Below are 11,515 nucleotides of genomic sequence, written 5' to 3'. Positions count from 1 at the left end.
TGAGGGTGTCGAGAAGGGCCCGTTGGTCGGGGTCGATGGCTGGTGGGAAGGTTTGCTCGGCCCCGTTGATCGCGATCGCTGAGCATAGGGCTCCGATGGCGAGGGCCGTGCGCCGCGTCCAGATCCGGCCCGGCCGGGACCGAGGACGGGTGGTGGCAGGTAGCCCATTGGCAGTCCAGGAATGTACAGGATTCTGTACAGTAAAGGTATGAAGCCGATGAACTACACCGAGGCGCGGGCCAACCTCGCCTCAGTTCTCGACAGCGCCACCGAAGATCTGGAAGAGGTGGTGATCACCCGCGCCGGACACGAACCCGCCGTGGTTATCGCCCTCAGCGAGTACCAAGCATTGAAGGAGACCGCGTACCTGCTGGGCAATCCGGCTAATGCGCGACACCTCGAACGTTCTATCGCGGAACATCATGGTGGCAGTGTCACACCTCGGGATCTGGTGGAGCCGGATGAGCTCGAAGACGACGAAGAGATGATGCCCGAAGGCAAGGTGGTGCGTCGCAAGGTGGCCGAGTGAAGCTGACGTTCACCGATGCGGCTTGGGACGACTACCAGTGGTGGCTGGCCAAGGACAAGCGCGTCTTGCGCCGCATCAACTCGCTGATCGAGGACATCAAACGTAACGGCTACGAAGGTAAGGGAAAGCCAGAAGCGTTGAGACACAATCTGGCTGGTTACTGGTCGCGACGCATCACCCAGGAACACCGGATTGTGTATGTGATCGAAGATGACGCGGTCGTGATCATCTCGTGCCGCTACCACTACGAGTGATCGAACCAGGATCGGCGACCAGCGGCCGACATTGTGGCCTAGACGAGTCATTCCGATGTGTGGCTGAGCACGCTGGTCGGCCACTGAGCGCCGTAGTTGGCCACTTCGGCGCCCGTTGCCAAGAGCATCTGTTCAGTCGAGGATCGCGGTGGCTTCGATCTCGACCAGGTGGTCGGGGACGTCCAGGGCCGCAACGCCGATCAGCGTGGTCGGCGGGGCCGGGGTGACCCCCAGCTTCGCGGCTGCGCGGGAGATCCCCTCCAGGAGCGGCGGCATCTTGTCGGGGGTCCAGTCGACGACGTAGAAGGTCAGCTTCGTCACGTCGTCGAAGGAGCCGCCGATCTCGGCCAGGGCGGTGCCGACGTTGAGATAGCTCTGCTCGACCTGGGCGGCGAGGTCGCCTTCCCCGATCGTGACTCCCTCGGCGTCCCATGCGACTTGCCCGGCGATGAAGACCAGCCTCGATCCGGATGCGATCGACACCTGCCGGTAGACATCGATCTCGGGCAATCCGCTGGGGTTTACAAAGGTGATGGCCATGCTGCCTGTCTCCTCGTCCTGAGCGCCTGCGGGCTCGCTTCCGCGACACCCCAGACGCTCGTGGTCTCTTGTGGTTACTGGGAAACTGTAGGAGAGTGTCCGCTGACGTGGAAGAACGCACTTTTCAGTGACTGGAGAACCTTATGGTGACCAAGCAGTTCACGGGCTCGCGCGAGGACGCAGACCTAGCGCGTGCGGGCTCCTTGGCGCGGGAGATCTTCTCCGACGTCGCCAACAAGTGGGCGTTCCTGATCGTCGAGGGTCTCGGTGATCGCACCCTGCGCTTCAGCGAGCTGCGGAACGAGATCGAGGGCATCAGCCACAAGATGCTCACCCAGAACCTGCGCATGCTGGAGCGCAACGGCCTGGTCGAGCGCACCGTGCATCCCACTGTCCCGCCGCGGGTCGAATACACCCTCACCGAGCCGGGCCAGGCTCTGCGAGCGACAGTCGACGGGATGTGCGGCTGGACCCGCCGGTACCTCGGTCACATCGAGGCCGCCCGCCGCCGCTCCGACGCCTGACCCCTGGAGCACGCGCACACGCCCCCATGGGCCGGACCTCGCTCGGGCGGTTCGTTGGGTCGGCTGGCTGCGATGCTCAGAGTGGCCAACCAGCGTGCTCGGTCACACGATGTGATCAGTGGTCGTAGGCGATCAGAGATCGCATGACCGGCTGTCCGGTCCTGTGGTTGTGCCAGATCGCCGCGCACAGCGCGAGGACGCGCTGTGCGACGTGGACCGCGACACCCTCGAAGGTCAGCCCGCCGTGCCGTTCCAGGTCGAGCTGACCCTCTGAGGGTGTCGTTCACCGACTCGATCAGCTGCCGCACCGACTTCAGCAGGGCCTCGCCCCTGCGGCGCTCCTCCCGCTTGAACGACGGACGCAGCAGCTCCGCCCCACGCCGGGCCAGATCGGCCTCGAACTCCTTGGAAGCGAAGCCCTTGTCGTGATCAGTAGCAGGCCGGGCCGGTCGGTGACCGCGCCCGGCTCGCGGTCCAGCATCGCCGTCAGCACCTCGCAGCTCGTCCAGCTTCGGGTTTGCCAGGGCCCACAGGATAGGCATGCCCGTCGGGGTGCACACCAGGTACAGCCGCAGCCCCCAGAAGAACCGTGAATGGCTGGTGCAGTACCCGTATCCCGCCCAGCCGGCCAGGTCCGATCGCTTCACCGTGGGCCGCGAACGGCCGCACTCCACCGGGGTGGAACCGATAATCCAGTGGTTGTCGAACCAGAAGTCGGTGTCCGCCGCCAGCAGCCGTATGGCCCGCTTGACCAGCGGCAGCGCCGCCCGCAGCCGCTTGTTCTAGCCTGGCTGCTTCGGGATGTACGGGAACATCCCTCCCAGGCGGGAGCGGACGAACCGCAGCCACCTGGACTCCGAGGCGAAGCCCAGCATCGCCTGAGCGACAGCGAGGCAGACGAGTTCGGAGTCCGTCAACCGCGGAGGCCGGCCCAGCCGTCGGGCATCTCCGATCTTGTCATCGATCTTCACGTACAGTGCGGTGAGCAGGGTGTCCAGGTCACTTGTCACAGAACGATCTTGGGGCACCCTGCCCACGTTTCCGGACGCACCGTCAGCATTCGGAATGACTCGTCTAGCTTGTCAACGGCATGCCAGTATTCGCGTGCCGTTGACACCTGACTGGTCAGGAGTCTTTCGTCTGCGTGCCCTCGGCAGGAAACGCAAGCATGGGCAACTGGAAAATGCCTGGTCATCGTGGGTACGTATCCCATATGAGGGATCGCGATGCCCTGCGGGCGCTGGTCAATCGGCCCAACTTTATGGCGCCCGGGCCGGTGCATGTTGAACATGAGAACGGGGACGACCTGCGGTTTTCGGGTGGGTGGCTGGTGATCGAAGTGGATTACCAGCTGTAGTGAAGGGGATGCCCCTTGTGCCAGTTGGACGTGGTTCCCGAGCTGTCGACGTCCGCCAGTCCGAATAGCGCCCGCGTCGACCGCGCAGGCCGACGGCCGCGCCGGGCGAACTGTCGTAGTCGAACTCGTGACGGTTCGTTTACACGGAAATAACGCAAAGAGGGAGCGCTCACTCACCAAGCGTTGTATGCTAGGTCACACCGAGCCCAGCGCACGCGAACGGACTCGAGCGTTGACGCTGAGGGGTGAAATGACCGAACGGCGGTGTCGCGGGCGCGACGAATCCGGTGACGCCGACCGGCAGATATATCCGATGTACCACACAACCCGCGAGCTCGGCTCCGCGTGGAGAAGTGACCGGGTGTTCTCCCATGCATGACCTTTCCAGTGAGCCCGTACTTCCCCTGGCGCGTTACCGACTCGCGGTCACCGGTTCCCCGGAGGAGATCCGGTCGATGGTGGGCCGCGAGATCAACGACTACGGGTTGTCGCTGGTCGGGCGAGACGAGCAGCTACGCGCACGCTTCCATGGGGTTTCGCTGCGCAATGCCGGTCTCTACTATCTGGCTTACGGTGCCACTGTGCGGCTGGACATTCTCGACGCGGGCGGATTCGTGGTTCAGATGCCTCTCGCCGGTTCGGCGGCGATCTCGATGACCGGAGCCGAACGCTTCGTCTCCCATTCTCTTCGCCCAGCTGTCCTGCAGCCCCGTACCAGGGCGGGCATCAGTCTGGACGCCGCCTGCGAGCACCTGCTCATCCGGCTCGATGAGGATCTGGTCCGGTCCGTGCTGCGGAAGAAGCTGTGCCGCGATGTGAACGGACCTCTGGCTTTCGCGCCGCAGATGGACCTGACGATCGGCGCGAACCGCGCTTTCCGGGAATTGCTGACTCTGCTGACGAGCATGCTGGACAACGACGTCAGCCATTCCTCCCTGGCGATCTCGGAGTTCGAGACGCTCCTGGCGGGACAGCTGCTGATCGGTCAACCGAACAGATACAGCGAGGAGCTGCACCGGCCGGCGCGACCCGCGGTGGCACGGACGATCTCCCGGGCCGCCGATCTCATCGAGGCCCACGCCGACCAGCACCTGACCGGCGACGACATCGCCGCCGCGGTCGGCATCAGCACGCGCTCATTGCAGGACGGATTCCGCCGCTATTTCGGCGTGACGCCGAGAACCTACATCCGCAACGTCCGGCTCCAGCGCGCGCGCCACGAGCTGCTCTGCGCTGACCCCGCCAGGGTCACCGTCACCTCGGTGGCTGTGCGCTGGGGTTTCTCGCATCTTGGACGTTTCTCCGCGTTGTACCGCACCGCGTTCGGCGAAAGTCCCTCGGATACCTTGCGGCTGAAGGACGACGCTCCGACGCACATCGAATGCGGTTGACACGCGGTCGGATCCCGCCGATGAGTTGGCGGCGGGGCGGGCCTGTCGGTCCCGCCGCCTGATCATCGGCGTCGTTCGGCGCCCGCGGTCCGGAGCCGGAGATCCGGCGCTGGAGGTTCAGCTTGCCGGGAGCATGCCACGCGTTCGATGACGTCCGCGGTCTCAGGGTCCAGGAAGTCGGGGTAGCGCCGGAGCAGCTGCCGGACCCGCGCGAAGAAGATGTCGTCCGCGAGCCCGAAGGTGACCAGGATGTCCTCGGCGTGACCGCCGCCGAAGCGTGCCCACCGCTCGGCGAAGACGAGCATCAGGTGGTGCTCGTCAGGGATTCCCGTCTCGCACTGCGGCCGCCGCCTCGCGCTCGTCCAACGGGCCATGCGAACGGTCACGCGGTCACGCCCACGAACGTACGCGTCAGCGCCGATTCGGCCGCCGTGACTGTGTTCTCCAGCAGCATCGCGATCGTCATCGGCCCCACTCCCCCCGGGACCGGAGATATCCAGCCGGCCCGGCGCGCCACCTCGTCGAAACGCACATCGCCGACGAGGCCCGCGACGGTGTTGTGAATGCCGACGTCGATGACGGCGGCGCCCGGCTTGATGTGTTCGGCACCTACCAGGCCGCGCCGGCCGGTGGCGACTACGACGATGTCGGCGCGTGCGGTGACGGCGGCCAGATTCCGGGTCAGGATGTGGGCGACGGTCACCGTCGCGCCGCGGTGCAGGAGCAATTCCGCGGTGGGATGGCCGACCAGCTCGGACTTGCCGATCACGACGGCCTCCGCGCCCTCGATGGTCACTCCGGCATGGTCGAGCAGGCGGATCACTCCCGTCGGGGTGCACGGCCGGAGTCCGTTGACACCGCGGGCCAGCTTGCCCTGATTCAGCGTGGTAAGACCGTCGACGTCCTTCTCCGGCGGGATCCGCTCGATCAACGCCGCTCGATCGAGGTGCGCGGGCAGCGGAAGCTGCAACAGGATTCCCGAGACCCGCTCGTCGTCGGCCAGCTCCTCGATGCATCGAGCGACCTCGTCGCCGGAACTCGTCGCGGGGAGGTGAACATGGAAATCCGCCATTCCCGCCTGGACCGCGGCGTAACGCTTGTTTCGTACGTAGACCTCGCTGGCCGGGTCGTCGCCGACCAGGATAGTGGCCAGTCCCGGAGCGAATCCCCTGGCGCGGACGACCCGATCCGCCCGCTCGGCCGTGTGCGCACGGCTCATGGCGGCAACGGTCTTTCCGTCGATGACGATGGCATTCATATGAACTCGACTCCCCGAGTGGTAGGAACGGGTGGCGGCGATCGGCCCAATCGCGAACGATCCACCGCACGCCGGCGACTGCCGTCAGGCAGTGCTGCCAATCCCCGTTGTTGTGGAAAAGTGGTCGCTTCCCAGCCGTTGCTTCGCGAGCTGGGAGGTGCGCGGTGCCGGCCGGGTGAGCTGCACGTTGTGCACGCGGAGGAAGGCGGTCCCGTTCGCCGCGCGCGGCTCGGAAGGCCGACGGAAACCGACTCTGTAACGGGCACAACCTATTACCGGTCGGGGTGTCTCCGCATTCCGCGCCGCGTCAACCGTGAATGGTCGGGAGATCTCCGCTTCGGGCCTTCGCCCTTCGGATGTCGACGGTACGAAAGCCATTCGGCAGGAGCTATCCAGCTGCCGCACGATCTATCCACGTCCCCGCCGCCGGTGAGCGGCGCGATCGGAATTTCTCGCGCAGTGAGAAGGCGATGGCTTCCGCATGTCGGCGCGCGCCATGCTGTGGCCCACGGATCGGTCCGAGAGGAATGCGCCAGTGGATCTGTACGAGAACGAGGAAGCCCGGTCGAATGAGCCGGATACGGGCGCCGTTGCCATGCCGGGAGCGAGCGAACTGGTGGTTCGCGAGCGCCGGTCCATCGCCGAGGGCGTGGTCTGCCTCGATCTGGCGAGGCCCGACGGGAATAGACTGCCCGATTGGACGGCCGGATCGCACATAGACCTGGTCCTACCGAACGGGGTGGTGCGTCAGTATTCCCTGTGTGGCGACCGCTGGGACGCCCACAGCTACCGAATCGCGGTCCTGCGCGAGCCGGACGGCAGGGGCGGCTCCGCCTACGTGCACGATCGGCTCCGAGTGGGTGACCACGTCGGAGTGGGCGGCCCGCGGAACAACTTCCATGTCGTTCCGGCGACGAAGTACTACTTCATCGCCGGCGGCATCGGCATCACCCCGCTGTTCGCGATGATTCGCGAAGCCGAGCGCGCCGGAGCCGAATGGAGCCTGCTCTACGGCGGCCGGACGAGGTCGTCCATGGCGTTCGTGGACGAACTGTCCTCCTACGGGGATCGGGTCACTATCGCGCCCCAGGACGAATGCGGGCTGCTGGACCTCGCCGGATACCTGTCGAAGCTGGCGGACGGCGACAAGGTGTACTGCTGCGGACCGGCTCCGCTGCTCGACGCCGTAGCGGGCCTCACCGAGGTCATCCCGCCGAACGCGCTGCGCATCGAACGCTTCGCGGCGGGGGAGATCGCGCCCGCCGTACGTGACGAACCCTTCGACGTCGAGCTGGCCCGCAGCGGCTTCGCGGTCACGGTCGATCCCCGGACCTCGGTGCTGGAGGCGATCGCGGCCGCCGGGGTCTCCGTGCTGACCTCCTGCCGGATGGGGGTGTGCGGTACCTGCGAGACGACCGTGCTGTCCGGCGAGCCGGACCACCGGGACTCGATTCTCGACGACGTCGAGCGGCGCGCAGGCGACAGCATGTACGTCTGCGTCTCCCGGTCGATCGGCGATCGGCTCGTTCTCGACCTCTGATCGCAGCACACCAGTTCGAGCACAGGAGATAGTCATGCCAACGATCACCGACGAACCGAAGATCCCGGTGAGCAGCCGTGATCCGTTCGACCTGAACATCTTGCGGAATCCGCACGAGTTCCACCGTGAGCTCCGCGACGCCGCGCCCATTGTTCACCTTCCGGCGTACGACGTCTACGCGATGGGCCGCTACGAGGACGTCCATCAGGCGCTCACGGACTGGCAGAGCTTCCAGTCCGCTGCCGGGGTCGGGCTGAGCAACTGGCGCTACGAGAAGCCCTTCCGTCCGCCGAGCCTGCTGCTGGAAGCTGATCCGCCGAAGCACGATTCACCGCGACGGGTGGTCGAGGGCATCCTCGGGCCGCGTGCGCTGCGCCGGCTGCGGACGGCATGGTTCGCCGACGCCGAGACGCTCGTCGACGAGGTGCTGAGCGAAGGCCACGAGTTCGACGCGGTCACCCACCTGTCGGAGGCGTTCCCGCTGCGGGTCTTCCCCGATGCTGTCGGGCTGCCCGCCGAAGGACGCCGGGAGAACCTGCTGCCGTACGGCGACCACATCTTCAACGTGGTGGGGCCGAACAACTCCCTGGTCCAGTCCGGAGCGAACGACTTCCCGGGGTACGCGGCGTGGGCCGAGGAGCGTTGCCGCCGGGAAGTATTGTCGCCGAACGGTTTCGGCGCCCAGATCTGGGCGGCGGCGGATCGCGGTGACATCCTGCACTCGCAGGCGCCGCTGCTGGTGCGGTCGCTGCTGTCCGCCGGGGTCGACACCACCATCACCGGTATCTCGGCGATGCTGTACGCCCTCGTCTCCCATCCGGACCAGTGGCAGAAGTTGCGAGACGATCCGCGCCTCGTGCGAACGGCCTTCGACGAGGCGGTTCGCTGGCATTCCCCCGTCCAGGTCTTCTTCCGCACGGCTACCCGCGACATCCGCCGCGGCGACGTTACGATCCCGGACGGGCGCAAGATACTGATGTTCCTCGGGTCGGCCAATCGCGACCCGCGGCGCTGGTCCGATCCCGACCGGTTCGACCTCGAGCGCGACCCGTCCGGGCATGTCGGGTTCGGTATGGGCATTCATCAGTGCGTTGGTCAGCACATCGCCCGGCTGGAGGCGGAAGCCCTGTTCACTGCCCTGCTGAAGCGCGTGCGCGCGATCGAGCTCACCGGCGAACCGGTCATCCACGTCAACAACACCCTGCGCGGGATCGATTCGCTGCCGGTCCGGCTGCAGATCGCCTGATCGATGCTTCGCCTGCACGATCGGAGACGATTGTGTATCGCGACGACCTGGCGACGATCGGCACCGGCGGCGGAATAACGATTCTCTCGGATCCGGGTGCGGAACTCGCCGAAATGAAATTGAAGGCCGGGCCCTGCTGGATGCGATGACGACGGGCGCCGCTGTGCGCGAATTGCGGCGGACGGGAAAGTGGGACAAGGTCTGCGCTGCGCGGATAGTCGCCCGAATAGCGAGCTGAAAGACTCGGAGAGCGAAAATAATTCGGGCTCGGGCCGCATCGATTCGGTGACAAGGCATAAATCTGAGGAGTCGCACAATGCGCACAATTACCATTATCGGAGCCGGACAAGCCGGCTTGCATCTCGGCATCGGCCTGGTCGACGCGGGCTATGAAGTGCGAATCGTCTCGAATCGCTCGGCCGAGGAGATCGCAAACGGGCGGGTCACCTCCAGTCAGGTGATCATGGGCGTCGGCCGGGCTCGGGAGCAGGCCCTCGGTCTCGATTTCTGGAAGTCCGAGGCCCCGGTGATCACCGGTACCGTCACCGATATCACCGACGGGAACGGCGCGCGCGTCATGTCGTACGGCGCGCGATTCGATCTTCCCGCCCAGTCGATCGACCAGCGGGTCAAGATGCCTCGCTGGATGGACGAGTTCACCCGGCGCGGCGGACAGCTCGAGGTGCGGGACGCGAACGTCGACGACTTGGAGGGGTACGCGAAGTCCTCGGATCTCGTGATCGTCGCTGCCGGCAAGGGTGAGATCGCGCGGATCTTCGAGAGGGACGCGGTGCGTTCCACTTTCGATGTCCCGCAGCGGACCTTGGCGGTCGCCTACTTGAAGGGCATGCAGCCTCGTTCGTCCAGTCCGCAGGTGGTCTTCGGAATCCACCCCGGCGTCGGGGAGTACCTCGCCGTGCCTGCGCTCACCACGTCAGGCCCCTGCGACATCATCATTCTCGAGGCGCTCCCGGGCGGACCCACCGACGTTTTCGCGGGGATGACCGACCCGCAGCAGATTCTCGAGCAGATCCGGTCCATCGTGAACGAATACATGCCCTGGGAAGGCGAGCGCATCCGCGATGCCGAGCTGACCGACGCCGGTGGTGTTCTCACCGGCGCGTTCGCCTCGGTGGTCCGCAAGCCGGTGGGAGTTCTCCCCTCCGGCGCGACGGTACTCGGCATCGCCGATGTTGTCGTGCTGAACGATCCGATCACCGGCCAGGGGTCGAACAACGCCGCCAAGGCCGCGGCCTCCTATCTGGCGAGCATTCTCGAGCACGGTGACCGTCCCTACGACGACAAGTTCAAGATCGATACCTTCGAGCGCGCATGGGATCACGTGCAGTACTCCGCCCGGGCAACCGACACATTCCTGCTGCCGCCGTCGCAGGAAATGCTGAATGTGCTCGGCGCCGCCGCTGAGAGCCCGCGGGTGGCCGCCCGATTCGTGAACAGCCTCGACGAGCCGCGTGATTTCGGCCTGTGGCTGCTAGACCCCGGACGCTCGGCCGAATACCTCCAGGAACTGTCTCGCTGACCGCACAACCCCGCTTGTACCACGGAAGGTAATCACCATGCGCACCATCACCATCGTCGGGGCCGGGCAAGCCGGTCTACAGCTCGGGATCGGACTGGTCGACGAGGGCTACGACGTCAGGATCATCTCGAATCGCACCGCCGAGGAAATCGAGAACGGACGAGTGATGTCCAGTCAGGTCATCTTCGGCAACGGTCGCGCCCGCGAGGCCGCGCTGGGTCTGGATTTCTGGAACGACGCTCCGGAGATGGACACGATCTCGGTGACCATTCCAGACGGTCAGGGCGGCAAGGCGCTGTACTGGTCCGCCCGGATGGACCTGCCCGCCCACTCGATCGACCAGCGCGTGAAATACGCCCGCTGGATCCGCGAATTCATTGCCCGCGGAGGCACTTTCGAGGTGCACACGGCGACGATCGACGACCTCGAGGAATACGCGCGGTCGTCGGATCTCGTGCTGGTCGCCGCCGGTAAGGGAGAGATTTCCGGGTTGTTCGAGCGCAACCCCGAGCTGTCGCCCTACGATTCGCCGCAGCGCGCGGTGGCCGTAGCGTATCTCAACGGTGTCGACACCCGCGCGGGGGAGACGCCGTCCACCTTCAGCTACAACGTGATTCCCGGAGTCGGGGAATTCATGTTGCCGCCCGCGCTCACGACGACGGGGCCCTGCCGGATCGCCGTGGTGTCCGCGGTGCCGGGCGGCCCGTTCGACGTCTTCCGGGGTCTGACCGACCCGCAGGAGCATCTGAGCCGGCTCCGGACGATACTCGGCACCTTCCTTCCGTGGGAAGCGGAGCGGGTACGCGACGCCGAGCTGACCGACGACCTCGCCGTACTCGCCGGCGCGTTCGCGCCGACCGTGCGCAACCCGCTCGGCGTGCTTCCCTCCGGCGCGACCGTGCTCGGTATGGGCGATGTGCTCGTGCTGAACGATCCCATCACCGGGCAGGGCTCGAACACGGCGAGCAAGTGCGCCGCGACCTACCTGGCGAGCATTCTCGCGCGCGGCGATCAGCCGTTCGACGACGACTTCAAGAGCCGTACCTTCGAGCGCTTCTGGGATTACGCGAAGTACGTCACCGAGTGGACCAACGCTTTCCTGGCGCCGCCGCCGCCGCACGTCATGCAGATTCTCGGAGCTGCCGCGGGCAGCCCCCGGATCGCCCGGCGATTCGTGAACGGCTTCGACGAACCACGCGACTTCTTCCTGTGGTTCACCGATCCGGCCCTCGCCGGCGCGTATCTGCAGGAGGCGGCCGGCGCACCGGCACTGGAACACGTGCCCGCCTGACCCCACGCGGGTCTGCCGCGTCGCGGTGCCCGCTGCCCCGCCCAT

General features: G+C 66.0%; 12 protein-coding genes and 1 pseudogene. 9 read left to right on the top strand and 4 right to left on the bottom strand.

The genetic code is table 11. The features are described 5' to 3' along the window. Positions 1-217 precede the first annotated feature (217 nt). Together ACT86A_RS11875 and ACT86A_RS11870 are read left to right on the top strand one after the other, a co-directional pair. The gene (locus tag ACT86A_RS11875) at positions 218-529 is read left to right on the top strand and encodes a type II toxin-antitoxin system Phd/YefM family antitoxin (RefSeq protein WP_445092109.1); all 312 of its coding nucleotides are present in this window, start codon (positions 218-220) and stop codon (positions 527-529) included. Continuing rightward, on the top strand, positions 526-783 hold the full coding sequence (locus ACT86A_RS11870; protein ID WP_445092108.1) for a Txe/YoeB family addiction module toxin: 258 nt from the start codon (positions 526-528) through the stop codon (positions 781-783). The genes ACT86A_RS11875 and ACT86A_RS11870 overlap by 4 nt, the downstream gene beginning before the upstream one ends. Positions 784-915: 132 nt before the next feature. Here the strand turns inward: ACT86A_RS11870 and ACT86A_RS11865 are convergent, their stop codons facing one another. Next, a complete protein-coding gene (locus tag ACT86A_RS11865) occupies positions 916-1,323 on the bottom strand; it encodes a RidA family protein (protein WP_445092107.1) in 408 nt (135 codons plus the stop codon). Between the two features lie 143 nt (positions 1,324-1,466). Between ACT86A_RS11865 and ACT86A_RS11860 the strand changes: the two genes are divergently transcribed. Beyond that, a complete protein-coding gene (locus tag ACT86A_RS11860) occupies positions 1,467-1,847 on the top strand; it encodes a winged helix-turn-helix transcriptional regulator (protein WP_445092106.1) in 381 nt (126 codons plus the stop codon). A gap of 115 nt (positions 1,848-1,962) precedes the next feature. On the opposite strand, the pseudogene ACT86A_RS11855 reads toward ACT86A_RS11860, so the two are convergent. Continuing rightward, positions 1,963-2,857: pseudogene (locus tag ACT86A_RS11855) on the bottom strand (IS982 family transposase). Between the two features lie 158 nt (positions 2,858-3,015). Here ACT86A_RS11855 and ACT86A_RS11850 point away from each other — a divergent pair. Further along, the gene (locus tag ACT86A_RS11850) at positions 3,016-3,204 is read left to right on the top strand and encodes a hypothetical protein (protein WP_445092105.1); all 189 of its coding nucleotides are present in this window, start codon (positions 3,016-3,018) and stop codon (positions 3,202-3,204) included. A gap of 371 nt (positions 3,205-3,575) precedes the next feature. Further along, positions 3,576-4,595 carry an AraC family transcriptional regulator gene (locus ACT86A_RS11845; RefSeq protein WP_445092104.1) on the top strand — a complete coding sequence of 340 codons (1,020 nt, stop codon included), beginning with the start codon at positions 3,576-3,578 and terminating at the stop codon, positions 4,593-4,595. Between the two features lie 62 nt (positions 4,596-4,657). Here ACT86A_RS11845 and ACT86A_RS11840 read toward each other — a convergent pair whose 3' ends face one another. After that, positions 4,658-4,981 carry a hypothetical protein gene (locus ACT86A_RS11840; protein ID WP_445092103.1) on the bottom strand — a complete coding sequence of 108 codons (324 nt, stop codon included), beginning with the start codon at positions 4,979-4,981 and terminating at the stop codon, positions 4,658-4,660. Then, entirely contained in the window at positions 4,978-5,853 is an 876-nt protein-coding gene (locus ACT86A_RS11835) for a bifunctional 5,10-methylenetetrahydrofolate dehydrogenase/5,10-methenyltetrahydrofolate cyclohydrolase (RefSeq protein WP_445092102.1), read from the bottom strand. Before ACT86A_RS11835 ends, ACT86A_RS11840 begins: the two co-directional genes overlap by 4 nt. A 595-nt stretch (positions 5,854-6,448) precedes the next feature. Between ACT86A_RS11835 and ACT86A_RS11830 the strand changes: the two genes are divergently transcribed. The 4 genes from ACT86A_RS11830 to ACT86A_RS11815 all read left to right on the top strand — a co-directional run bounded on the left by ACT86A_RS11830 (position 6,449) and on the right by ACT86A_RS11815 (position 11,470). Continuing rightward, positions 6,449-7,393, top strand: coding sequence for a PDR/VanB family oxidoreductase (locus ACT86A_RS11830; RefSeq protein WP_445092151.1), 945 nt, complete (start codon positions 6,449-6,451; stop codon positions 7,391-7,393). A gap of 34 nt (positions 7,394-7,427) precedes the next feature. Then, positions 7,428-8,639 (top strand): cytochrome P450, encoded by a 1,212-nt coding sequence (locus ACT86A_RS11825; protein WP_445092101.1) that lies wholly within the window; start codon positions 7,428-7,430, stop codon positions 8,637-8,639. 316 nt (positions 8,640-8,955) lie between these two features. Then, complete coding sequence (locus ACT86A_RS11820; protein WP_445092100.1) at positions 8,956-10,179, top strand: styrene monooxygenase/indole monooxygenase family protein; 1,224 nt, start codon at positions 8,956-8,958, stop codon at positions 10,177-10,179. Between the two features lie 37 nt (positions 10,180-10,216). Further along, the gene (locus tag ACT86A_RS11815) at positions 10,217-11,470 is read left to right on the top strand and encodes a styrene monooxygenase/indole monooxygenase family protein (protein ID WP_445092099.1); all 1,254 of its coding nucleotides are present in this window, start codon (positions 10,217-10,219) and stop codon (positions 11,468-11,470) included. Positions 11,471-11,515: the final 45 nt, after the last annotated feature.

This window comes from Nocardia glycosmidis (genome assembly GCF_052545115.1).
This window is presented reverse-complemented; position numbering and strand designations above follow the sequence as displayed.